This window comes from Mycobacterium paraffinicum (genome assembly GCF_001907675.1).
GTDB classification, from domain to species: Bacteria; Actinomycetota; Actinomycetes; order Mycobacteriales; family Mycobacteriaceae; genus Mycobacterium; species Mycobacterium paraffinicum_A.
This window is the reverse complement of the sequence record NZ_MPNT01000009.1, coordinates 65,022-88,408: the sequence shown is the minus strand read 5'-3', so window position 1 is coordinate 88,408 and position 23,387 is coordinate 65,022. Positions and strand designations below refer to the sequence as shown.

The window sequence follows — 23,387 nt, the reverse complement described above, 5'->3', positions numbered from 1 at the left end:
GAGGAGAGACATGACAATTGCGCTGCGCCCCGAGGATTTCTACCACACCGGCGTCATCGTTCCCGACCTCGATGCGGCGATGGCGCGGCTGAGCGCGCTGGCCGGCTATCGCTGGATCACCCCGATGACCTACACCCTGCCGTTCCGCACCCCGACCGGCGTCCGCGAGTTGACCTCCACGATCGCCTACTCCCTGCAGAGCCCGCACCTGGAACTGGTGCAAGAGGTGCCCGAAAGCCCGTGGATGTCCGCGCCGGGCAACGCGGTTCACCACCTCGGTTACTTCAGTGACGACCTCGTCTCCAGCGCCCGAGCGCTGGAGGCCAACGGCTTCACTCTTGAGATGACGGCCGACGTGTCCGGCTCCGAGCTTGGGCTATTCGCTTACTACACAGACTCTTCCGGTGCACGCATCGAGATCGTCGATCGCTCGCTGTTTCCGGACTTCCCCGCCTTCCTGCAGTCGATGGCCGCCCCACAGGAGGCGTGACGTGTTGCTGACGGTGCTGCGCTTCAACTTCGCCTCCCCGCACGGCGAACCCCGCACGCAAAGCGGGCTGTTGTCGGCCGCCCTCGAATTGGCGCAGTGGGGCGAGGCGCACGGCATCACCTCCATCAGCGTCGACGAGCATCACGCGACCGGACACGGCTGGAGCTGCAACCCCATCATGGCGGCCGCGATGTTCTTGGCCCGGACCTCGACACTGATCGCCAGCGTGGATTGCGCGTTGGGCCCGCTGTGGAATCCGGTTCGGCTCGCCGAGGACATCGCACTGGTCGACAACATGAGCCGGGGCCGGCTGCACACCACGGTGGGCCTCGGCTACCGTCCCGTCGAATACCAGGCCATGGCAACCGATTTCGCGCAGCGGGGCGCGCTGATGGACAGCCTGCTCGAACGGATGCTGTCTGTGTGGGCGGGCGCCGATGCCGACGCGGGAATATGCACCGGCACCTGGACCCGACCGCACCCCCCGCTGTATGTCGGTGGCGGCGCGCGGGCCACGGCGCGACGGGCGGTGCGCTTCCGGCTGCCGCTTAGCCTGGCGGATCACCTGCCCGACATCGCCGCCTACTACCGCGAGCTGTGTGCCGAGGCCGGCATGACGCCGCTCATCCTCATGCCGGGGCCGGTGAACCGCGGAATGATCTTCCTGCACGAGGACCCCGACCGGGCATGGTCGGAACTCGGCGACCACATCCTTTGGGAGGCGGTCACTTACGGCGCGTGGGCGACCGATCAGCGGTCCCTCATGCATTTGCCCGGCGTGCAGACGCTGGACGAGGTCAGGGCGTCGGGGCGGTACCGCTTCCTGACCCCCGACGAGCTGATCGCGGAGGTGCGCGCCGCCGACAACTACGGGCCGCTCGTGCTGCACCCCCTGGTCGGTGGCATGCCCGTCGACGAGGCCTGGAAGTCGGTCCAGCTGCTCACCGACAAGGTGCTGCCCGCGCTTAGGTAGCCAAACCTCGAGCTGTGCATGGGAATACGGGGTATGCGGGCCGGCACGATCAGCGCTCAAAAAGGGTCCCCCGGCGTTGCACAAAATATGATTGATACGCACAGCGCCGTTGTCCGCCCCGCCTCCGCGGGCTACGTAGCGCGCTTGGTATGGCCACCCGTCCAAATCAGTGAAGCGATCATCGGGGGTGCGCAGGACTCGGGACTGGGTCATTGATCGCCACCTGTCAGTTCGATTGGTACCAGCACGAATATCGGGATCTCCCGGGCGGCGGCGCTGGCGCGGTATTCGGGGAAGTGTGCCCAAGCCGCTTCGCAGACGGGCCATAATTCTGCTTTGTCAGCGGTGGACGCCTCACGGGCTGTCATGGTGGTGATCGTGGCGCCGTCCTGTACCTCGACTAGGGAATGCGCACGCAGGTTGTGATACCACGCCGGGTTGATGGGGGCGCCACCATAGGACGCCACTGCCAAATAGCCGTTGTTGTGCGGGATCCGCATCACCGGCGTCTTGCGCAACTTGCCAGTTTTGGCTCCGCGGTGGGTCAAGATGATGACGGGTCGCCCTTCTAGGGTGGCGCCTTCGCGGCCGTCGCTGTCCTCGTACCGGCGTACCTGTTCGCTGACGAAATCGATTGGGCTAGGAGCGTATTCGCCGTCCAGTGTTCTCACGCGACGCCCTCTCCGATTCGCACGGTGGGGCCGAGCAGGAGGCCGCCGGAGGCGTCGAGGAATTGCCCGGTGATCCACCGAGAATCGGGGGAGGCCAGAAAAGCGACCACATCGGCGATGTCGGCGGGCTCGCCGAGCCTGTTGAACGCCGACCATCCGGCGGCCTGGGCGCTCATCTGTTCATCGGCCAGCCACGGGGTGATGTCGGTCTTGACGATTCCGGGCTCCACCGCGTTGACCGTGATGCCGCGTGGCGCAAGCTCCAGCGCGAGCGTGCGGGTGAACGCGTTGATTGCGCCTTTGGTCATCGAGTACGCGATAGTAAGCGGAGAGGCCACCCGTGAGGCGCCCGAGGAGATATTGATGATCCGCCCGCCGTCACGGATGCGGGTCAGCGCGTGCTTGACGATGAAGAACGGAGCCTTGGCGTTGACCGCGGTCACGTGGTCGAAATCCTCCGCGGTCACCGTCTCGATGGTGCCGTAGAGGGCCGTTCCGGCGTTGTTGACGACAATGTCCACTCCGGTCGAATCGGCGTGCGCGCTGATACCGTCATCGAAAGCGCTCCACAGCCTTTCGGCGTCACCGGTCGAACCCAGACATTCTCCGATGACGAAGGCCCGGCCACCTTCTGCGGTGATCGCGGCGGTGGTGTCCGCTGCGGCAGCCTCGTTGGTTCCGTAGTGCACCGCCACGACGGCCCCCTCGCGCGCGAGGCGCAAAGCGATCGCCCGGCCGATGCCCCGCCCTCCGCCAGTGACCAAAGCGGTCTTGCCCGTCAACGTCGCCATCTCGTGCCACCTTTCTTTAGCGCTTGTTACGGAACGACGTTAACAGTCTTCTTTAGCGCACGCTATACAATTATGGTGTGAGGCAGGAAGCACAGCGGGGGCGACCTCCGGGATTCGACCGAACGGCAGCACTGGACACTGCGCTGGAGCTGTTCTGGAAACACGGGTATGACGCGACGACAACCAGGACGATCACAGCGGCCGTCGATATCGAAGCGCCCAGCCTATACACCGCGTTCGGCAGCAAGCGCGAGCTGTTCGCCCAGGTTGTCGACCGGTACAAGCGCACCTACCACGGATACATGGCCCGCGCCCTGACCGAGGAGCCCACGTTGCGCGCCGGCATCGCGCGACTGCTCAAGGACGCCGCGGACTCATACACGCGACCGAACAAGCCACGTGGCTGCCTGATCATCAATGCCGCCGTCAACTGCACCTGCCCCGAGGTCGCGCAGCTGTTGGGCGACGAGCGTGCTCAGAGCCTCAAACAACTTGAGACCGTCATCGCCCGCGCCATCGCTCACGGTGAACTCGACGCGGCGGCCGACGCCCACACGCTAGCGCTCTACGCCAGCGTTGTTATGCAGGGCATGGCCGCCCAAGCCCGCGACGGCGCTACCCGCAGTGAGCTGCGCGCGACCGCCGCGCTGGCGGCAACAGCATGGCCATGGACCCCGGCCCGCAAAAGCGAACGACGACGTCCCCGCAACTGACCCGCCGCATCCCCAGGCTTGCGGGGCCGCATCATGCGAGCAAGCCGGCTGGGTCGGGGCACCCGGCGCACGTGTGCCCGAGCGCGACACGTCCAAGCCCGCCGCATGCCGCCTTTCGGCACCCGCATTGGACACCAACCATCGACGCCCACAAGCGCAGAATGCAGACCGTGTGATGTATCCAGACTCCACCCCGGACGTCAACGACCTCTTGTCGAGCAACAACTAGGCTTCGCGGCGCTGCAACCAGTCGGCCAGCGAACGGCCGGCGTCGAGGACATGCCGTTCTGCGATCGTGCGCGCCCGTTCGGCGTCTTTGTCGCCCAGCGCGTCAAGCAGTTCCTGGTGTTCATCGAGCGAATGTTTTTCGTGCTCCGGGAACAGTGTGAGGAAGTTGCTCGGCACCACGCGTGATGCCTGTTTGATCTGAGTGAGCAACCGGGGCGAATGCGCGGCGCGGTGGATCATCTGGTGAAAATGCCAGTTGGCCTCGCCGATGCTGTCGTCACCGGATCGGGCAACCACGTCGGCCGCCAGCTCCCGCAGCGTCTGCAGCTCCTCGGGTTCGATCCGTTCGGCGGCCCATGCCGCCGCTTGTCCCGTCAGCACCCCCAAGATGGTGAAGCTGTCGAGGACGTCGTCGGGGCTGATGCCGAGCACCGTCACGCCACTGCGCGGCGCCACCTGGACCAGGCCCTCGAACGAAAGCTCTAGCAGCGCCTCACGCACGGGTGTCCGGCTGGTCGCGAACTCCTCGGTGATCGCATCCAGGTCGACCCGCGACCCGGCCGGCAGTGCGCCGGTCAGAATGCGGTCCCGAAGTTCACGGGCGGCACGTTCTCGCACCGTTCCGGAGATGTCGATCGCTGCCATCTGCGAAGGATACCAAATTACAAATCCTACATTTGGTATCTGAAATATCAGATGTTAGATTCCAATTATGCGAACCGACAAGATGGCGCTCGTGGCGTTCATGCAGGCCGGCAGCACCTCCGTGTACGCGGGCTCGTGGCGGCACCCCGCGACGGAACACCGGTACCTCGACGCCGCCTACTACGCCAAGATCGGCCGACAATTGGAAGAGGGCTGCTTCGACCTGATGTTCTTCGACGACCGGCTGGCGATGCCGGGCGTCTATGGCGCCTCGGTGGCCGACGCGGTGTCGTACGGCGCACGCCCGGTCAAGCTCGACCTCGGCGTGGTACTCGGGGTGCTGGCCGAATCCACCTCGAAAATCGGGCTGGGTGCGACGTACTCGACCACCTACTACGCGCCGTTCCACGTCGCGAGAACTTTCGCCACGCTCGATCACCTTTCCGGGGGCCGCGCAGCCTGGAACGTGGTCACTTCGGTCAACGACCGTGAAGCGCAGAACTTCGGTCTCGACGCCCACCTGGGCCACGACGAACGCTACGACCGCGCCGATGAATTCCTGGACGTGGTGACCGGGTTGTGGGACACGTGGGAGGACGACGCCGTGCTGCACGACCGGGTGGCCGGCCGCTACGCCGATCCGGGCAAGGTGCACGAGCTGGCGCATGTCGGCCCGTACTTCTCCGCGCGCGGACCGCTGACCGTGCCGCGCACCCCCCAGGGCAGGCCCGTGATCATCCAGGCCGGATCGTCGGGCAGAGGTCGCGAATTCGCCTCGCGCTGGGCGGAATTGATCTTCACCGGCGATCCGGGGATCGACGTGGCGCGGGGCCATTACGCGGATCAGAAGGAGCGCATCGCCACCGCGGGCCGCGATCCCGCGGCGGTGCGCATCTGCCCGATGGCCTACGCCGTGGTCGGGGAGTCCGAGGCGCACGCCAAAGACCGCGAAGCCCTGTTCCTCAACGACCTGGTCCATCCGATGGCGTCGCTGACGCTCCTGTCGGAACTGACGAATTACGACTTCGCGCAACATGGCCTGGACGATCCGGTGACCGACGAACTCCTGGCATCGGTGTCCGGCATCCGCGGATTGGTGCAAAGCCTGCGCGCGCACATCGGTGGGGACACGGTGACCCTGCGCGATCTGGCGAACCACCGCGCCACCCTCTTGCAAGGTCCCCGCTTCGTCGGCACCGGCGAGCAGGTCGCCGACCAGATGGCGGAGTGGTTCCAGACCGAAGCGTGCGACGGGTTCGTCTTGGCCGCAACGCATTTGCCCGGCGCATTCGAAGACCTCGTGCGCATGGTTGTCCCGGAACTGCAACGACGAGGCCTGTTCCGGACCCGGTACGAAGCGTCGACGCTGCGGGGCCACCTCGGGCTGGAACGCCCGTCGAACGCCCGGGTGACCGCCGGTGCTTGACGGCCTCCGGGTGCTCGACCTCGCCACCCTTGCCGCTGCCCCGCTGGTGGCGACCTACCTCGGCGAATTCGGCGCCGACGTGATCAAGGTCGAAGAGCCCAAGCGCGGCGATCCGATCCGCGGTTGGGGCAACCAGCGCGACGGGATCGGCCTGATGTGGAAGTCCATATCGCGCAACAAACGATCCATCACGCTGGACCTGCGCTGCGCCGAGGGGCAGGAGCTGGTGCGCCGGTTGGTGGAGCGGGCCGACGTCGCCATCTTCAACAGCCGGCCGCAAACGTTACGGAAGTGGGGCCTGGACTACGAGAGCCTGCGCGCGGTGAACGACCGATTGGTGATGCTGCACATCACCGGCTATGGGCTCAGTGGACCCAAAAGCGAGCGGCCGGGTTTCGGCACGCTGGGTGAGGCGATGAGCGGGTTCGCCCACATCACCGGCCAGGCCGGTGGACCACCCACGCTGCCGCCGTTCATGCTGGCCGACGGCGTCGCGTCGTTGAACGCCGCCTACGCGGTGCTGATGGCGCTCTATCACCGTGACGTGCACGGGGGGCCGGGGCAGCTGATCGACGTCAACCTGATCGATCCGCTGGCCCGGCTGCTCGAACAGACCCTGCTGGGCTATGACCAGCTGGGACTGGTCCCGGAGCGCTCGGGCAACCGGTGGGATATCTCTGCCCCGCGTAACACCTATCGCACCACGGACGGGCGGTGGCTGGCCATGTCCGGCAGTTCACCGGCGTTGGCGCTGAGGGTATTCCGCGCCATCGGCCGCGAAGACCTGTTACGGGACGCCGACTTTGCCGACCCACAGCGACGCCTGGCCCGTGCAAGCGAGGTCGACCGGGTGGTGGCCGATTGGGTTGCCAGCAGAACGCTTTCGGAGGCGATGGCGGTCTTCGAGGCGCACGACGTGGCCGCGGCCCCGGTCTACGACATCCGCGACCTGATGGCCGACGATCAGCTCGCGCACCGGGAGGTGTTCGTCGCCGTCGAGGACCCACAGCTCGGGCCGATGACGGTGCAGGCCCCCGTCCCGCGATTCTCGTCGGCGGCCGGGACGGTCGGTCACCTTGGGCCGCGCTTGGGCGAGCATAACGCCGAGATCTACGGCGACTTGCTCGGACTGGCCGCAACGCAGATCGACGACCTGCGCGCACGAGGCGTGCTGTAACAAAAGGACATTCGATGACGCAACTTCTCCGCCGCTCCGAGCTCGCCGTCCCCGCGAGCAACGACAACATGTTCGCCAAGGCGGCCGCGTGCGGCGCCGACCTGGTATTCCTCGATCTTGAGGACGCTGTGCCCGCCGCCGTCAAGGAGGCATCACGCGCCAAGGCGATCAGTGCGCTCAACGACCTCGACTGGGGTCACACCGCGCGGGCGGTGCGGATCAACGGCCTGGACACCCGCTGGTGTCACGCCGACCTGATCGACGTGGTGACCAAGGCCGGCGAAAACCTCGACACCGTCATCATCCCGAAGGCCCGCCGCGCACGCGACGTCTGGTGGGTCGACGTGCTGCTCACCCAGCTCGAGTCAGCACTAGGACTGGGCAAGCAAATTCGGCTCGAAGTCCTCATCGAGGAAGTCGAGGGGCTGGCCAACGCCGAAGAGATCGCCCTGGCCAGCCCCCGGCTGGACGCATTGATCTTCGGCTTGGGCGACTTCTCTTTGTCGCAGGGCGCGCGGGTAGACACCAACTTCGCCCCGCTCGGCGAATACCCCGGTGATTTCTGGCATTACGCGCGCAATAAGGTGATCGTTGCCGCGCGGATCGCCGGCATCGACGCGATCGACGCGCCATACCCTGACTACCGCGACCTGGCGGGCTACGAGCGTGACGCCCGGCGGGCCTCGCTGATGGGCTACACCGGCAAGTGGGCGATCCATCCCGACCAAGTCCCCGTCGCCAACCGCATCTACGCACCGACGGCCGACGAAATAGCCCGCGCCGAGACAAATCTCGCGGCATACCGGGAAGCCGAGGCCAGGGGTAGGGGAGCGGTGGGCGTCAATGGTGTCCTGGTCGACGCCGCGCACGTGAAGATGGCGCAGGCGACGCTGGCACGCGCCGCCCTGATCCGAAACGGCTAGCTGACCACCACCAGCAGATCGCCGCCCTCGACCTGGGCGGTCGCGGACACCGCGATCCGCGCGACCTTGCCCCCCTTGGGGGTGGTCACGGCGGCCTCCATCTTCATCGCTTCGATCGTCGCGATGGTTTGCCCCGCCTCGACCTCATCGCCGACGTTCGTACTCACCGTGACAACACCGGCAAACGGGGCGGCGATGTGGTCGGGGTTGTTCCGATCGGCCTTTTCGGCGGTGGGAACGTCCGCGGCGATGCCGCGGTCGCGTACCACGACCGGGCGCAACTGGCCGTTGAGGATGCACATCACGGTCCGCATGCCGCGTTCGTCGGGATCGGAGATGGCCTCCAAACCGATAAGGAGCTCCACGCCGCGCTCCAGTTCCACCCGGTGCTCCTCGTCCTGGCGGAGCCCGTAGAAGAATTGGTTGGCGCTCAGTTGCGAGGTGTCTCCGTATTGTTCGCGGTGCTCCTCGAGTTCGCGAGTCGGCCCCGGGAACAGCAGCCGATTCAGCACCGCCTGGCGCACGGGGCCGGCGGTGCCCAGCGCCTTTTCGTCGTCTCCCGACAGCCGCTCTTCCGGTTTGGCCGGACCGCGACCCTGTAACGCCTTGGTGCGCAGGGGTTCCGGCCACCCGCCGGGCGGGTCACCAAGCTCCCCTCGCAAAAAGCCGATGACCGACTCCGGGATGTCGTAGCGCGCGGGATCCTCGGCGAATTCCTGGGCGCTGACGCCCGCGCCCACCAGCGCCAGCGCCAGGTCGCCGACCACCTTGCTGGAGGGGGTGACCTTGACCAGGTGCCCGAGGATGGCATCGGCTCCGGCGTAAGCGTTTTCGATCTCTTCGAAGCGGTCACCCAACCCCAGCGCGATGGCCTGCTGGCGCAGGTTCGACAGTTGACCCCCGGGAATCTCGTGGCGGTACACGCGGCCGGTCGGGGCCGGCAGGCCGGACTCGAAAGGCGCGTACACCTTGCGCAGCGCTTCCCAGTAGGGCTCCAATTCGCACACCGCCTCCAGCGACAGCCCGGTGTCGTAGGTGGTGTGCGCCGCGGCTGCCACGATCGATGACAGCGCGGGCTGGCTGGTGGTGCCCGCCAGCGGCGCGGCGGCGCCGTCGACGGCGTCGGCTCCGGCGTGCCACGCCGCCGCGTAGGTCGCCAGCTGTCCGCCCGGGGTGTCGTGGGTGTGCACGTGGACCGGCAGGTCGAACCGCGACTTGAGCGCCGTGACCAGTGTCGTCGCTGCCGGCACCCGCAGCAGCCCGGCCATGTCCTTGATCGCCAGGACGTGTGCGCCCGCCTCGACGATCTGTTCGGCCAGCTTCAGGTAGTAGTCGAGCGTGTAGAGCGTCTCGGTCGGATCGCTCAGATCGCCGGCGTAGGACATCGCGACTTCCGCTAAGGCGGAGCCGGTTTCGCGAACCGCGTCGATGGCGGGCCGCATCGAGTCGACATTGTTCAGGGCGTCGAAGATCCGGAAGATGTCGATTCCGGTGCGGGCGGCTTCTTCGACGAAGGCCGTGGTCACCGTCTCCGGATAGGGGGTGTAGCCCACCGTGTTTCGGCCGCGCAGCAGCATCTGCAGGCAGATGTTCGGCACGGCCTCCCGCAGCACCGCCAGGCGCTCCCACGGGTCCTCCTTCAAAAACCGCAGCGCTACGTCGTAGGTCGCCCCACCCCAGCATTCGATCGAGAGCAGCTGCGGCATCATCCGCGCGATGTAGGGCGCCACCGTGACCAGGCCGCTTGTGCGGACCCGCGTCGCGAGCAGGGACTGATGCGCGTCGCGGAACGTGGTGTCCGTGACGGCGACGCCGTGCGATTCGCGCAGCCAGGCCGCGAATCGTTCGGGCCCGAGTTCGGCCAGGCGCTGCTTGGAGCCCTCGGGTGGGTCCGCGGTCAGGTCGATCTCGGGCAGCTTGTCGTGGGGGTAGACCGCCGACTGGCGCTCACCGTGCGGCTTGTTGACGGTCACGTCGGCCAGGTAGCTGAGGATCTTGGTGCCGCGGTCGGCGGAGCCGCGTGCGGTGAGCAGCTGCGGGCGGTCCTCGATGAACGACGTGGTGACCCGGCCGGCTTGGAAGCTCGGGTCGTCCAGGACCGCTTGCAGGAACGGGATGTTCGTCGACACGCCGCGGATGCGGAACTCCGCGACGGCGCGGCGGGCGCGCCGCACGGCCGTCGCGAAGTCGCGGCCCCGACACGTGAGCTTGATCAGCATCGAGTCGAAGTGGGCGCTGATCTCCGCGCCCAGCGTCGTCCCGCCGTCCAGCCGGATTCCCGCCCCGCCCGGGGTGCGGTAGGCGGTGATGCGGCCGGTGTCCGGGCGAAAGCCGTTGGCCGGGTCCTCGGTTGTGATGCGGCACTGCAACGACGCACCGTGCGGGACCACCGAATCCTGGCTCAGACCAATCTCTTCCAGCGTCTCTCCGCCGGCGATTCGCAGCTGGGCGGACACCAGGTCGACGTCGGTGATCTCCTCGGTGACGGTGTGCTCGACCTGAATGCGCGGATTCATCTCGATGAACACGTGCTGGCCGCGTTCGTCGAGCAGGAATTCCACCGTGCCCGCGCACGTGTAACGAATGCTGCGGGCGAAGTTCACCGCGTCGGAACAGATGCGCTGGCGCAGTTCGGGATCCAGGTTCGGGGCCGGCGCGATCTCGATCACCTTCTGGTGTCGGCGCTGGACGCTGCAGTCGCGCTCGTAGAGGTGGATGACGTTGCCGTGGTTGTCGGCCAACACCTGGACCTCGATGTGGCGGGGGTTGAGCACCGCCTCCTCGAGGAACACCGAGGCGTCACCGAACGCCGATTCGGCCTCGCGACTTGCCGCCTCGATCGCCTCGGCCAGCGCGGCGGGGTCGGTGACCCGGCGCATGCCGCGGCCGCCGCCGCCGGCGACCGCCTTGACGAACAACGGAAACGTCAGCGACTCGGCGGCCGTCAGCAGCTCGTCCACCGACGTTGAAGGCGCCGAGGAGGCGAGCACCGGCAGGCCGGCCTCCCGGGCGGCGGCGACGGCTCGGGACTTGTTGCCCGTGAGTTCCAGCACCTCCGCGCTCGGGCCGACGAAGGTGATGCCCGCCGCCGCGCACGCCGCCGCCAGGTCCGGGTTCTCCGACAGGAAGCCATAGCCCGGGTAGATCGCGTCAGCTCCGCAGGCCAGCGCGGTTTCGACGATCTCGTCGACCGACAGGTAGGCACGGACGGGGTGCCCCTGCTCGCCGATCTGGTAGGACTCGTCGGCCTTCAGTCGATGAACGGAGTTGCGATCCTCGTAGGGATAGACCGCCACGGTGGCCAGTTCCAACTCGTAGGCCGCGCGAAACGCGCGGATCGCGATCTCTCCTCGATTGGCGACCAGAACTTTCGCGAACACGGTACTTACGATAGAGCCCGTTGCGGAGGTCCGACATATTCGCTGAGCGGACGGATCAACGCGTTGGACGCCGTCTGCTCCATGATGTGGGCCGTCCATCCGGTGATCCTGCTCATCACGAAGATGGGCGTGAAGCAGGCAATGTCGAAGCCCATCAGGTAGTAGGCCGGCCCGGTGGGGAAGTCGAGGTTCGGCTTGATGCCGTTGGCTTCGGCCATGCCGTTCTCCAGGACCTCGTAGATGTCCAGCCACTTCTGTCCGTCGCGCACGGCGGCCACCCGCTCGAGCGCCTCCTTCATGGTGGGCACCCGGGAGTCGCCGTTCTTGTACACGCGGTGGCCGAACCCCATGATCTTCTCTTTGCGCGCCAGCTTGCCCCGCAACCATTCGGAAGCGTTTTCCGCCAGGCCTATTTCGAGCATGTCGTGCATCACGGCTTCGTTGGCGCCCCCGTGCAGCGGGCCTTTCAGGGCGCCGATGGCCGCCGTGACCGCGCTGTAGATGTCGGACTGGGTTGAGGTGACCACCCGCGCCGCGAACGTCGAGGCGTTGAAGCTGTGTTCGGCGTAGAGGACCATCGACTGCTCAAACGCGTCCACCACCACCTGCTCGGGGACATCGCCGAAGCACATGTGCAGGAAGTTCTGGGCGTAGCTCATGTGGGCGTGCGGCGCGATGGGTTCCAGGCCGCGCCGGCGGCGCATGTCGGCGGCCACGATAGTCGGCAGCACCGCCAACATCCGCAACGACTTGGCGTAGTTGGCCGACTCGTCGCTGTCGTCCTCCTCAGGGTCTTCGGCACCCATGTGACTGATCAGCGTGCGCACCACGTCCATCGGATGGCAGGTGTCGGGCAGCTTCGCCAGCAGCGACAGCATGGTCCTATTCAGCCGGCGCGATGCGCGCTCGCGTTGGGTGAAGAGTGCCAGCGCGTGGTCAGTGGGCAGTTCGCCGTGCCAGAGCAGGTACGCCACCTGCTCGAAGCTGCAATTCTTGGCCAGGTCTTGCACCGCGTACCCGCGATAGGTCAGCGAGTTGGTCTCCGGTACCACCTTGGAGATGGCGGTGGTGTCGACGACGACACCGGCCAGGCCCTTGAAGATGCGGGGCTTGTCTTCGATGGTGCTCACGGCGTGACTCCTTCGAGCGCGAAGTTGTAGATATCGGAATCGAATCGGTTGTATTCGGCGTACCGCAGCAATTCGTAGAGCCGACCGCGCTGCTGCATGCGGCCCAGCAGGGCGGATTGTGTTCCGGTATCGGCAATTTCACGAAGTCCTAGCTCGACGGCGTGCATGGCCAGGCGCAGCGTGGTCACCGGATAGATCACCGCGTTGTAGCCGATGTCGGTCAGCTGCCTGGCGCTCAGCAGCGGCGACTTGCCGAACTCGGTCATGTTGGCCAGCAACGGCGTATCGACGGCCGCACGGAACCGCTCGAATTCCGCCGGCGTGTGCAGCGCCTCGGTGAAGATCAGGTCCGCTCCCGCGTCCGCGTACGCCTTCGCCCGATCGATCGCGGCGTCGACGCCCTCGATGGCGGCGGCATCGGTGCGCGCGCAGATGACGAAATTCGGGTCGCGCCGCGCCGATACGGCCGCCCGCAGCCGCCGCACCATCGCGGCGACGGGCACCACGGCCTTGCCGTCGAGGTGTCCGCAGCGCTTCGGGTTCTCCTGATCCTCCAGGTGGCAGCCCGCCAGCCCGGCGTCCTCCAACACCGTCACGGTGCGGGCGGCGCTCATCGGCTCGCCGAACCCGGTGTCGGCGTCGATCAGGGTGGGCAGCTCGGTCACCGCGGCGATCTGTGCGCCGCGACCGGCCACCTCGGTCAGGGTGGTCAGCCCGATGTCGGGCAGACCGAGGTCGGCCGACAGCACCGCGCCGGACACGTACACCCCCTCGAAGCCGACCTCGGCGACGAGCCGGGCCACGAGCGGCGAGAACGCCCCCGGAAAGCGTTGCAGTCGGCCAATTTCCAGGCCCCGGCGAAACCGGGTCCGCTTGTCGGCCGCCGGTGCGGCGCTGCCGATGAGCCCACTCATCAGAAGATCCCCGCCGGAATTGTCGGCGCCTTGTCTAGCACCAGCGGACCGACGTTGATGTTGAGTGCACCCAGCGCGCCCGCCTGCAGGTCGGCGAGGGCCTCCGCCGCCGACAAGAACCGTTGCTGCTCGCTGTCGCTGACCACGCCGTCGGCCAGCTCGGTGAACTTCCCGATGTACTGCTTGCGTTCGAACGGCCTGGCCCCCAACGGATGTGCGTCGGCGACTGCGATTTCGTCGACGATCACCTCACCGCTCCTCAGGGTGATCTCGGCGCGGGCGCCGAACGCCTTTTCGGCCGGGTCGGTCGCGTGGTAGCGCCGGGTCCAGTGCGGGTCCTCGACGGTCGATACCTTGCGCCATAGCTCGATGGTGTCGGTCCGGTGCGCCCGCTCGGGCGCGTAGGAACGCTCGTGATGCCAGGCGCCGTCCTGCAGTGCGACGGCGAAGATGTACATCACCGAGTGGTCCAGCGTTTCCCGGGACGCCTCGGGATCGAACTTCTGTGGATCGTTTGAGCCGGTGCCGATCACGTGATGCGTGTGGTGGCTGGTGTGCAGCACGATCGTCACAACCTGGTCCAGGTCGCCGATGCGCTCGCGCAGCCGCCGAGCGAGGTCGATGAGGGCCTGGCTTTGGTATTCCGCCGAGTGCTCCTTGGTGTAGGTGTCGAGGATCGCGCGCTTGGGCTCGCCCGGTTCGGGCAGCGGCACGTGATAGGTGTGTTCGGGGCCCGAAAGCAGCCAGGCGATCACCCCGTCCTCGCCCTCCCAGATCGGGGCGGGCGCGCCCTCGCCGCGCATGGCGCGATCGACGGCCTCGATCGCGACTTTGCCGGCCCAGGCCGGCGCGTAAGCCTTCCAGCTCGAGATCAGCCCCTTGCGTGACTGCCGGGTGGCCGTGCTGAGGTGCAGCGCCTGGCCGACGGCCTGGTAGATGGTCTGCTCATCGAGTCGCAGCATGGTCCCGAGGCCGGCGGCCACCGACGGACCGAGGTGCGCGACATGGTCGATCTTGTGCTCGTGCAGGCAGATTCCCTTGGCCAGGTCGACCTGGATCTCGTAAGCGGTCGCGATGCCGCGGATCAGGTCCGCCCCACCGATGCCGAGGTGCTGGGCGACGGCCACCAGGGCCGGGATGTTGTCCCCCGGGTGGGAATACTCGGCCGCCAAAAACGTGTCGTGGAAGTCCAATTCGCGCACGGCGACGCCATTGGCCCAGGCCGCCCACTCGGGGGAGTAATCGCCCTGGATCCCGAAGATCTTGGCGCCCTTGAGCGAATTCGGGTGGGCGCGCGCCTGGGCACGGGCGGCGGCTACCGGGCGGCGGATGACCGACGCGGCCGACACGGCGGCGTTGTCGATGATGCGGTTGATGACCATCGCCTCGCTGTCCGCGGGCACCGGAACCGGGTCCGTGGCCACCTCGGCGATCTTCCACGCCAGGTGCTCGCTACGGGGAAAGTCGTCGGCACTGCGCCGGGCCCGAACCTGATGTATCCGCATAAGCCGCACAGTACGCACCGGCACTACAACGGTAAATCACCTGTAAAAGCGTAATCCTGTGTCCTTGGGTGCAGCTTTTTGCGAATGTTGTGTAAGGGCGCGGCGTAGGGTGGCATGGGTGGTGGCGAAGACGTTCGCCGGTGCGCGGCTACGGCGATTACGCGAAGAGCATGGCCTGACCCAGGTGGCACTCGCGCGCCTCCTGGAACTGTCGACCAGCTACGTCAATCAACTGGAAAACGACCAGCGGCCGATCACCGTTCCGGTGTTGCTCGCCCTCACCGAGCGATTCGACCTGCCCGCCCAATACTTCGCGCCCGATTCCGATGCGCGCCTGGTTTCGGACCTGCGGGAGGTCCTCGCCGAGACGTCCGCGACCGCCGGCCAAATCCAGGAATTGGTCGCCCGCATGCCGGCCGTCGGTCAGACCCTGGTCAACCTGCACCGGCGGTTGCACGATGCCACGGCGGACCTGGAAGCACTGCACAGCCGCGCCAATATCGACACCTCGACAATCTCCCAGCAGCCCATGCCATTTGAGGAGGTGCGCGACTTCTTCTACGACCGCAAGAACTACATCGGGGAGCTGGACCTCGCGGCCGAGGAACTGTTCGTGCGGAACGGGCTGCGCGTTGGCGGGCTCGACGGGCAGCTGGCGGAAATGCTCGCCGACCGACTGGGCGTCACCGTGGTAGTGGACGACGGACAGGTGCTGGATCCCAACGCCAAGAGACTCTTTCATCCCGAGTCGAAGACCCTGTATCTGGCGCGATGGCTCCATCCCGGCCAGCGCGCCTTCCAGCTCGCCACCCAGATCGCCCTGCTCACCCAGGGGCCATTGATCACCGGCATCGTCGCCGCCGACGACCAACTCAGCGACGACGCACGCGGCGTGGCCCGCATCGGCCTGGCCAACTACTTCGCCGGCGCGCTGCTGCTGCCCTACCGAGTGTTCCTCGGCGCCGCCGAAGCGGCGCGCTACGACATCGACCATTTGGCAAGGCGTTTCGAGGTGGGTTTCGAGACGGTGTGCCACCGCCTGTCCACCCTGCAACGACCGAAAGCGCGCGGCGTCCCGTTCATCTTCGTCCGCACGGACAGCGCCGGAAACATTTCGAAACGACAGTCCGCGACGGCCTTTCACTTCTCCCGCGTCGGGGGGAACTGCCCGCTCTGGGTCGTCCACCACGCGTTCACCCGGCCGGGTCAGTTCCTCACCCAGGTTGCCCAGATGCCCGACGCGCGAACCTATTTCTGGATCGCGCGTTCGACCAGCACCGAGGCCGCGCGCTACCTTGGACCGGACAAACGTTTCGCCATCGGGCTCGGATGCGACGTCGCGCACGCGGAGAAGCTCGTCTACTCGGTCGGCATCGATCTGGCGGACGGCGAGGCAACGGTGCCGATCGGCGCGGGCTGCAAGATCTGTGACCGGCCGGCCTGCCCGCAGCGCGCCTTTCCCTATCTCGGCCGTCCGGTGCATGTCGATCCGCACAGCAGCACCGATCTGCCCTATCCGCCCGCGATCATGCCGTGAGCCCGCTCAGGTCCGGCCGCCCGCCGAGACGCTGCACCGTGGCGCTGGCGGCCGCCGATGCGCGCGTGCCCGCCTGCCGGGGTTCGGCGCCGTCGCGCAGCGCGCAGATCAGCCCGGCCATGAAAGCATCGCCGGCGCCGGTGGGATCCACGACGTCCACGTCGGCGAATTCGAACAGCTCGCTACCGCCCTTCCACGCCAGCAGGTCACCGACATCCGGCACCGCGAGGGCAACCAATTTGGGGCCCGCGCTGAGCAGGTTGTCGGCCAACGCAAAAGCCTTCTCGACGGTGGCGACCTCCTCGCCCGCGATCAGCGCGGCTTCGGTGGCGTCGGCCCGTAGCACGTCCACCGAAGCGAGCAGGTCGGCCCGAATGTGGGCGGCCGGCACGCCATCCGCCACCACCCGCAGTCCGCGATCGCGCGCGCGCCGCGCCGCTTCCAAAGCCGTCGCGGCCGGTTGCTGCAACTGGATCGAGACGGTGTCGGCGGCGTCCCACACGGCCGCATGGTCCAGATCCGAGACCCGGACGAGCGAGCTCTCCGGCACGTCCTCCAACAGCATTCGCTCGGGCGGTCGCCCCACGACGTCGATCAAGAGCGCTGTCACGCCGCGGCGCACGACGCCGCTGACGTCGATGCCATCCCGTTGCGCCTCTCTCACCACCACGGTCCCGGCGTGGTCGTCACCCACCACACCGATCAGCGCGACCGGCACGCCGAGCTGGGCGAGGCCGACCGCCTGATTGGCGCCCTTGCCACCGAGCAACTCCCCGCGCTCCAGGATGTCGGTGGATTTGCCGGTAGCCGGCGGCCCGTCGGTACGCAGCACCAGGTCGCGCGCGATTTGGCCGATCACCACAACACCCATGGGTACAAGATGCCCAATTTCCGTCTGATGCCACGCCGGCGATCGTCTTCATTCCACCGTTTCGGGCGGCCGTCGGTGGCAACCCTGCCTGAGCGCACTTCGAGCGCTTTGAATGAAACGGGAGGCGATACATGCGTGCGGCGGTCCTGGAAGCGGCGGGAGATACCCCGAAAGTTCGTGATTTCGACGAGCCCCAAGGCGATCCCCACAACGAAATCGTGGAAGTCGTGCTGGCCGGGTGCAATCCGGTAGACCTCCTGCTGGCGTCGGGGAAAATGGGCCAACCGACGACACCGTCGGTGGTCGGCCGGGAGGGCGTCGGCACGCTGGACGGCAAGCGGGTCTACTTCAACGGGCCGCCGGACCCGTTCGGGTCGTGGGCTCAGCGCTGCCCTGTCGACCTCGCCAAGACATTCCCCGTTCCCGACGGACTCGACGACGACGTCGCGGTGGCATGCGGCATAGCCGGATTGGCCGCGTGGTTGCCGCTGACGCGACATGCCGACGTGTCGCACGGGGAGACGGTGCTGATCCTTGGCGCTACCGGAGTGGTGGGACGCGTCGCCGTGCAGGTGGCCAAACTCCTGGGCGCGGGCCGAGTGGTCGGCGCGGGCCGCAACCCGGAGGCGCTCGAGCAGGCGCGCGACCTGGGCGCCGACGCCACGGTGCAATTGGGCGGCGACGACGACGCCGCCGCGTTGCGAAGGGAGGCCGCTGACGGCTACGACGTAGTCCTCGACCTCGTCTACGGCAAGCCCTTCCTCGCCGCGCTGGACGCCACCGCCAATGGCGCGACGCTGGTCACCGTCGGCGAGGGCGCCGGACCGACGGCCGAGGTGCCATTCCGCGCGTTGACCGGCCGCACCCACGTCGGCCATCTCAACGACGCCATGGGGGCCGACGTGTTGAGGGCGGGCTACGCGGAGATCACCAAACACGCGGCCGAGGGCCGGATTCGGATCGACACCCGCCGCTACTCGCTGGAGGAAGCCCCCCAGGCGTGGCGCGAACAACAGTCGGGGCCGCACGTCAAGATCGCCGTGGCGCCGTAACCGGCCGGTAGGCGCAGTCCACCATCGGCCGCGCGAGTACGCGATCTGACCTAGGGTTCAATGGGGTCATGGCGGACCACATGCCACAGGTGGCGATACTCGACGACTACGCCCGTGCAGCCCTGGCGCTCGCCGACTGGTCGCCGGTGCAAACCCGTTCCCGCATCACCGTTTTCGACCGGCACCTCTCCGAGGACGAGGCCGCCGAGGCGTTGCGGCCCTTCGAGGTGATCTGCACCCTGCGCGAGCGGATGGCGCTGCCGCGGACGCTGCTCGAACGGCTGCCGAACCTGAAGCTGATCACCATCGTCGGTAGGAGCCTGCCCAACCTGGACCTGGCCGCGGCCACCGAGCGGGGGATCCTCGTCGCCCACACCGACTTCGCCCATCCACGATTTCGCTCCGTGCATGATGCCACCCCTGAATTCGCCTGGGGGTTGCTGATCGCTACGGTGCGGAATCTGGCCGAGGAGCACCGGCGCATGCGAGAAGGCGGCTGGCAGACCACGACCGGCCGCACCCTGTCCGGCAAGACGCTCGGGCTGCTCGGCCTCGGGCGGGTGGGCAAACGGATGGCGGAATACGGGCGGGTGTTCGGCATGGAAGTCATTGCGTGGAGCCAAAACCTCACCGCGGATGCCGCCGCGGCCGCCGGCGCGCGCCGGGTCGAGAAGGCGGCGCTGTTCGAGGAGTCCGACGTCGTTTCCATTCACGTCGTGCTTTCGGAGCGCACGCGGGGGCTGGTCGGCCAGTCCGAACTCGCACTGATGAAGCCGCACGCGTACCTGATCAACACATCGCGCGGGCCGATCGTCGACGAGGCCGCCCTGATGACCGCGTTGACTACCGGGCGCATCGCCGGCGCCGGCCTCGACGTGTACGACGTCGAACCGCTGCCGCCCGAGCACCCGTTGCGGCGGCTCCCGAACGTCACCCTGTCGCCCCACTTGGGCTACGTCACCCGCGAAATGCTCAGCGCCTTTTACGCCGACACCGTGGAAGCCGTGGCCGCGTGGCTGGACGGGGCCCCGGTCCGGATCGCCAACCCCATCGACTAGGTGCGCTTGCGTTTCCAGTGCGGGCTCTTGACCGCCTCGAGGGCCTCGGTGACATAGCGGTCCAACGGCCACGGCCGCCCGGACTGTCGAACCCACCGTTGGAAGCCGAAATCAGCTGCGGCGAAGGCCAATTGGACCAGCAGGCCGGGCCGGATGTCGACGTCGGGGTTCACACCCATGCGTTGGGCGATCAGCTTGGCCGCCCGTTCCTTGTCGGCTGGAGTGTGTACGGTGACCTTGCGGAGCAGGTCGGGGGCCACCAGCAGGGCCTCTCGCCATTCGTCGGTGTCGGCCTGTTCGAAGGACCGGGTTCGCGTGACGATGGCGTTGATCAACGCGACGTCGGGGGACTCGTTGGCGGGCCGCTGTTCAAGGAGGTTCACGATCGCCGCGCCGCCATGGCGAACGGGGGCCAGCAACAGCTCTTCCTTTGTCGGCACGTGCCGGAAGAAGGTGCGCGGGGAAACGCCCGCGGCGGCGGCGATTTCCTCCGTCGTCACGGCGTCGTATCCGCGTTCGACGAACAGCCGGAACGCCGCCCGCCTGATGTCCGCGCGGATCTGTGCGCGCTGTCGATCGCGCAGCGACTGTCCGCTCACCGGAAGCAGCCGATTCCGCCGTCGACGTGAATGGTCTGCCCGGTGATGAACGTCGCGTCGGTGCCCAGCAGGAAGGCCACCAGCGCGCCGACGTCGGTGCGGACGTCGCCGATGCGCTTCATCGGAACCCGGCTGACCGACTTGGCATAGTCCTTGGGCGCGAACTCTTTCCACAGCTTGACACCGTCGGACTCGGCGAAGGGGCAGATGACGTTGACGCGGATGTTGTCCCGTCCCCATTCGAGGGCGGCGACCTTCGACAGGCCCCGAATGGCCTCCTTGGCGGCGGCGTACCCGCCCCATTTGGGTTCCCCGCCGGTCCCCGTCCCCGAGCCCAGGTTGACGATCGACCCGCCGCCCGCCTCCACCATCACGGGGTGCACCGCCTGCATGAGCAGGAACGTCGCCCGCGGTCCGACCTCGTGACCGAGCGCGAAATCCTCGGTGCTGATGTCGACGAACGCCTTGGGTTCGTTGGTCGCGATAGCGTTGTTGACCAGGCCGTGGACCGTGCCGAAGGCGTCGACCGCGGCCGCCACGATGCGTTGGGCGCTGTCCGGGTCGCGCAGGTCGGCGGTCAGCTTCTCGACGCGGCCCATCGAGGAGAGCTCCGCCGTTGTCGCGCCTAGTAACTCGTGCTGTATGTCGACCAGCAGCACCGAGGCGCCGCGTTCCAGCAGGGCGGCGGCGACCCCCTTGCCGACGCCCTGGGCGGCGCCGGTCACGACCGCGACGTGGCCCCGCATCGAGGAGGGGTGCGAGTACGTCATTCGGCCGGCCCCAGCCGCAGTGGCACCCCGCGGTGCATCTCGTAGGTGCTGCGTGCGCTGCCGGGCAGTTCGATGAACTCGACGGCGGTGCCGTCCGGGTCCTTGACGAAAAACATTCGCACCCCACCGATTTCGAAGGGCGCCTGGTCGGGAGCGTAGCCGGCCGCGGTGACGCGCCGGTGGGTGTCGTCGAGATCGGTCACCGACAAGGACACGCTGTGGATCCCGGTGATGCCCCGGCGCGCCGGCTGCTGCTGGTTCGCGGGACCTGCCCCCAGCGACAGCAGCTCGACCATCAGCCCGCCCAGCAGGCCGCCCACCACCCGGCCCTCCTGCTTCCGGGTGGCGTGCAGGGCCGCGTCGAAAGGCTCACCGGAGATCAGGGTTTCGAACACCACCTCCATCCCGAGCAGGTCACGGTAGAAGGCCAGGGCGCGATCCATGTCGGTCACACCGACCACCAGGTGACAAAACGAGACGTCACCGAGGACGCCGGTCATGACGTGGCGAGGCCGGGAGCCGGGCGCCCGGCGAACAGGGGCAGCTCGAGATAGGTCTTGATGCCGGGCTCGGCGGCGCAGACGTCGGGGATGGCGTTGACGCAATGGTTGGCGGTGGCCACCACGCCCGGATTCTTCACCAGGCCTTCGGCAATCGTTTCGGGCTGCAGGCCCTTGAAGGTGAGGCTCACGGTCGGATCACCGGTGATCTCGACCTCGAAACGCTCGCCGCGTCCGCCGAAATCCCAGCCGGGGTCCAGGTTTTCCTCACCCATCAACCAGTTGACGGCCGCCGTGATGACGGGTTCGCCGTTCACGAGGGCCTGCCAGCGGAAGCGGCGCGCGGCCACCGTTCCGGTGGTGATCGGAAACGGCGCGTAGTCGATGTCGGCGGTCGCGACGGCGACGTCCTGAATGGTCCGGATGTTGGGGTCGATGCGAAATCCCATGTGCTCGGCGATCATTCGCACCGACTGCTTGAAGCCCGCTTCGAGCAGGCCGGCCATGGGGCCTTGCATGGCCTCCTCGGGCGTGCCGCCGAACCCCATGATGTGGCGCACGACGTCCGGGGCGTTGTAGGTCCGGATGTCGGAGAACTCCTCCGCCCGGATGTGGGTGATCTCCGAGGAAAGCGAGGAGAGCATGAGCGGGAATCGTTCCGTGATGCCCCCCGGGTGGATCCCCGAGCCGTGCAGGGTCACCCCGGCTTCGGCCGCCGCTTCTGCGACGGCCTGGTGCCGCGCGTTGTTCGGATCGGGGTACACCCAGCCGACGGGGGTGACCACGTTCTTGCCCGACCGCAGAATCGCGATGACCTCGTCGTCGTTGGGCACCAGCGGGCTGTACACGACACAGTCGGCATCCAGCGCCAGGATCTCTTCGGCGCTGGACGTCGCCGTCACACCGAGGTCCGCAGTGCCGAGGATCCGGCCGACGTCGACGCCGTTCTTATCGGCGCTGTGTACCCAGCACCCCGCCAGCTCCAGCTGGGGATGATTCAGGACGCACGCGATGGCCGCCTTGCCGACGCCCCCGGTCGCCCATTGGACGACGCGCAGCTTGGACGGACTACTCATCTGCTGACCTCCGATGCTTTACACGCCAACGACCGAAATGGCACAGTATGACCCGCTGACAGTGACTGTCAACGATGGCTTCGGGTAGGAAGGCCTGTCATGAGCGTCCTGGACGGCAAAGTCGCGGTCGTCACCGGAACCAGCCGCGGTGTGGGCGTCGGGATCGCCCACGAATTGCTCCGGGCCGGCGCCACCGTCGTCGGCTGTTCGCGCTCCCCCCTCGACGCCATTCCCGGTGTCGAGCCCGACTGGGCGGCCCGGGCCTCCCAAAAGGTCTGCGACCAAGGGGACTACCGCGCGATCGACTCGTTCGTCTCCGATGTCGTCGCGGAGCATGGCCGAATCGACATCTTGGTGAACAACGCCGGCGGAACGGTGCCGGCGCCGCACGTCGAGAGCATTCCCGAACTGGTGCAACGCATTCAGGGCGCGCCCGGCAGCGACGACGAATATGAGCGCACGGCGTTGTTCCACGCCTTCGCGGTCCAGATGAACCTGATCAGTCCGCTGTGGTTCGCCATCCGCGCCTACCGGCAGATGCGCACCCAGGATGGCGTCGGCTGCATCATCAACATCTCCAGTGGCGCCGGCCATCCGGCGGGCTCCCCGACGTTGGTTTCCTACGGCGCGGCCAAGAGCGGACTCAACCACCTCACCCGCTCCTTGGCCGAGGAGTGGGGACCCAAGGTGCGGGTCAACTGCATCGCGCTGGGGCCGACGATGACCGAGAATTTCCGTTCCTTCGTGCTGCCCAAGGACGACCCAACGGGCGCAAAGTATTTCGCGGCGGTCCCGCTGCGCCGTGCCGGCGAGCCCGCCGAGGTGGGCAGGGTGTGCGTGTTCCTGGCCGGCGGGCAGGCCGACTTCATCAACGGCACCACCATCGAGCACGACGGCGGCATGCTGCCCGGCGTGCTGTACGACGCCGGCCTCAAAACCATCACGGATCTGCTCTAAT

At 67.4% G+C, this 23,387-nt stretch carries 22 protein-coding genes; 10 read left to right on the top strand and 12 right to left on the bottom strand.

The features are described 5' to 3' along the window. Positions 1 to 10: 10 nt before the first annotated feature. Together BRW65_RS12150 and BRW65_RS12145 are read left to right on the top strand one after the other, a co-directional pair. The gene (locus BRW65_RS12150; protein WP_073874866.1) at positions 11 to 490 is read left to right on the top strand and encodes a VOC family protein; all 480 of its coding nucleotides are present in this window, start codon (positions 11 to 13) and stop codon (positions 488 to 490) included. Between the two features lies 1 nt (position 491). Then, positions 492 to 1,463: an LLM class flavin-dependent oxidoreductase gene (locus BRW65_RS12145; protein ID WP_073874864.1), complete on the top strand. Its 972-nt coding sequence runs from the start codon at positions 492 to 494 to the stop codon at positions 1,461 to 1,463. A 209-nt stretch (positions 1,464 to 1,672) separates the two neighbouring features. Here BRW65_RS12145 and BRW65_RS12140 read toward each other — a convergent pair whose 3' ends face one another. Together BRW65_RS12140 and BRW65_RS12135 are read right to left on the bottom strand one after the other, a co-directional pair. Beyond that, a complete protein-coding gene (locus tag BRW65_RS12140; RefSeq protein WP_073874862.1) occupies positions 1,673 to 2,134 on the bottom strand; it encodes a nitroreductase family deazaflavin-dependent oxidoreductase in 462 nt (153 codons plus the stop codon). Further along, positions 2,131 to 2,925 (bottom strand): SDR family oxidoreductase, encoded by a 795-nt coding sequence (locus tag BRW65_RS12135; RefSeq protein ID WP_073874860.1) that lies wholly within the window; start codon positions 2,923 to 2,925, stop codon positions 2,131 to 2,133. The genes BRW65_RS12140 and BRW65_RS12135 overlap by 4 nt, the downstream gene beginning before the upstream one ends. 77 nt (positions 2,926 to 3,002) lie before the next feature. On the opposite strand from BRW65_RS12135, the gene BRW65_RS12130 reads away from it, so the two are divergent. Beyond that, positions 3,003 to 3,638: a TetR/AcrR family transcriptional regulator gene (locus BRW65_RS12130; protein ID WP_208611797.1), complete on the top strand. Its 636-nt coding sequence runs from the start codon at positions 3,003 to 3,005 to the stop codon at positions 3,636 to 3,638. A 225-nt stretch (positions 3,639 to 3,863) separates the two neighbouring features. On the opposite strand, the gene BRW65_RS12125 is transcribed toward BRW65_RS12130, so the two are convergent. Beyond that, positions 3,864 to 4,511: a GntR family transcriptional regulator gene (locus BRW65_RS12125; RefSeq protein WP_073874858.1), complete on the bottom strand. Its 648-nt coding sequence runs from the start codon at positions 4,509 to 4,511 to the stop codon at positions 3,864 to 3,866. A 67-nt stretch (positions 4,512 to 4,578) separates the two neighbouring features. Between BRW65_RS12125 and BRW65_RS12120 the strand changes: the two genes are divergently transcribed. From BRW65_RS12120 to BRW65_RS12110, 3 genes are read left to right on the top strand one after another with little or no spacing between them, the layout of a single operon-like run. Beyond that, positions 4,579 to 5,937, top strand: coding sequence for an LLM class flavin-dependent oxidoreductase (locus BRW65_RS12120; RefSeq protein WP_073874856.1), 1,359 nt, complete (start codon positions 4,579 to 4,581; stop codon positions 5,935 to 5,937). Continuing rightward, complete coding sequence (locus BRW65_RS12115) at positions 5,930 to 7,114, top strand: CaiB/BaiF CoA transferase family protein (protein WP_073874854.1); 1,185 nt, start codon at positions 5,930 to 5,932, stop codon at positions 7,112 to 7,114. The genes BRW65_RS12120 and BRW65_RS12115 overlap by 8 nt, the downstream gene beginning before the upstream one ends. A gap of 14 nt (positions 7,115 to 7,128) precedes the next feature. Further along, positions 7,129 to 8,037: an HpcH/HpaI aldolase/citrate lyase family protein gene (locus tag BRW65_RS12110; protein ID WP_073874852.1), complete on the top strand. Its 909-nt coding sequence runs from the start codon at positions 7,129 to 7,131 to the stop codon at positions 8,035 to 8,037. Here the strand turns inward: BRW65_RS12110 and BRW65_RS12105 are convergent. The 4 genes from BRW65_RS12105 to prpD are packed head-to-tail and all read right to left on the bottom strand — an operon-like array spanning position 8,034 to position 14,966. Further along, positions 8,034 to 11,417, bottom strand: coding sequence for a pyruvate carboxylase (locus tag BRW65_RS12105; protein WP_073874850.1), 3,384 nt, complete (start codon positions 11,415 to 11,417; stop codon positions 8,034 to 8,036). The two genes, BRW65_RS12110 and BRW65_RS12105, sit on opposite strands and share 4 nt — an antisense overlap. Positions 11,418 to 11,422: 5 nt before the next feature. Beyond that, positions 11,423 to 12,547, bottom strand: coding sequence for a bifunctional 2-methylcitrate synthase/citrate synthase (locus BRW65_RS12100; RefSeq protein ID WP_073874848.1), 1,125 nt, complete (start codon positions 12,545 to 12,547; stop codon positions 11,423 to 11,425). Further along, complete coding sequence (gene prpB, locus BRW65_RS12095) at positions 12,544 to 13,461, bottom strand: methylisocitrate lyase (RefSeq protein WP_073874846.1); 918 nt, start codon at positions 13,459 to 13,461, stop codon at positions 12,544 to 12,546. Before prpB ends, BRW65_RS12100 begins: the two co-directional genes overlap by 4 nt. Beyond that, positions 13,461 to 14,966, bottom strand: coding sequence for a 2-methylcitrate dehydratase PrpD (gene prpD, locus BRW65_RS12090; protein WP_073874844.1), 1,506 nt, complete (start codon positions 14,964 to 14,966; stop codon positions 13,461 to 13,463). The genes prpB and prpD overlap by 1 nt, the downstream gene beginning before the upstream one ends. Before the next feature lie 121 nt (positions 14,967 to 15,087). Between prpD and BRW65_RS12085 the strand changes: the two genes are divergently transcribed. Then, entirely contained in the window at positions 15,088 to 16,503 is a 1,416-nt protein-coding gene (locus BRW65_RS12085; protein WP_073875069.1) for a short-chain fatty acyl-CoA regulator family protein, read from the top strand. Here BRW65_RS12085 and BRW65_RS12080 read toward each other — a convergent pair. Then, positions 16,493 to 17,374 carry a PfkB family carbohydrate kinase gene (locus BRW65_RS12080; RefSeq protein ID WP_073874842.1) on the bottom strand — a complete coding sequence of 294 codons (882 nt, stop codon included), beginning with the start codon at positions 17,372 to 17,374 and terminating at the stop codon, positions 16,493 to 16,495. The genes BRW65_RS12085 and BRW65_RS12080 overlap by 11 nt on opposite strands. A gap of 131 nt (positions 17,375 to 17,505) precedes the next feature. Here BRW65_RS12080 and BRW65_RS12075 point away from each other — a divergent pair, with 131 nt between their 5' ends. Beyond that, positions 17,506 to 18,426, top strand: a complete 921-nt coding sequence (locus tag BRW65_RS12075; protein WP_073874840.1) for a quinone oxidoreductase family protein — start codon at positions 17,506 to 17,508, stop codon at positions 18,424 to 18,426. Positions 18,427 to 18,506: 80 nt separating this feature from the next. Next, complete coding sequence (locus BRW65_RS12070; protein WP_073875067.1) at positions 18,507 to 19,484, top strand: D-2-hydroxyacid dehydrogenase family protein; 978 nt, start codon at positions 18,507 to 18,509, stop codon at positions 19,482 to 19,484. On the opposite strand, the gene BRW65_RS12065 is transcribed toward BRW65_RS12070, so the two are convergent. From BRW65_RS12065 to BRW65_RS12050, 4 genes are read right to left on the bottom strand one after another with little or no spacing between them, the layout of a single operon-like run. Continuing rightward, positions 19,481 to 20,083, bottom strand: coding sequence for a TetR/AcrR family transcriptional regulator (locus BRW65_RS12065; protein ID WP_073874838.1), 603 nt, complete (start codon positions 20,081 to 20,083; stop codon positions 19,481 to 19,483). The genes BRW65_RS12070 and BRW65_RS12065 overlap by 4 nt on opposite strands. After that, complete coding sequence (locus tag BRW65_RS12060; RefSeq protein ID WP_073874836.1) at positions 20,080 to 20,853, bottom strand: SDR family NAD(P)-dependent oxidoreductase; 774 nt, start codon at positions 20,851 to 20,853, stop codon at positions 20,080 to 20,082. The genes BRW65_RS12065 and BRW65_RS12060 overlap by 4 nt, the downstream gene beginning before the upstream one ends. Next, complete coding sequence (locus BRW65_RS12055; protein ID WP_073874834.1) at positions 20,850 to 21,353, bottom strand: VOC family protein; 504 nt, start codon at positions 21,351 to 21,353, stop codon at positions 20,850 to 20,852. The genes BRW65_RS12060 and BRW65_RS12055 overlap by 4 nt, the downstream gene beginning before the upstream one ends. Further along, positions 21,350 to 22,429, bottom strand: a complete 1,080-nt coding sequence (locus BRW65_RS12050) for an NAD(P)H-dependent amine dehydrogenase family protein (RefSeq protein WP_073874832.1) — start codon at positions 22,427 to 22,429, stop codon at positions 21,350 to 21,352. The genes BRW65_RS12055 and BRW65_RS12050 overlap by 4 nt, the downstream gene beginning before the upstream one ends. Before the next feature lie 99 nt (positions 22,430 to 22,528). Between BRW65_RS12050 and BRW65_RS12045 the strand changes: the two genes are divergently transcribed. After that, entirely contained in the window at positions 22,529 to 23,386 is an 858-nt protein-coding gene (locus BRW65_RS12045) for an SDR family NAD(P)-dependent oxidoreductase (RefSeq protein WP_073874830.1), read from the top strand. Position 23,387: the final 1 nt, after the last annotated feature.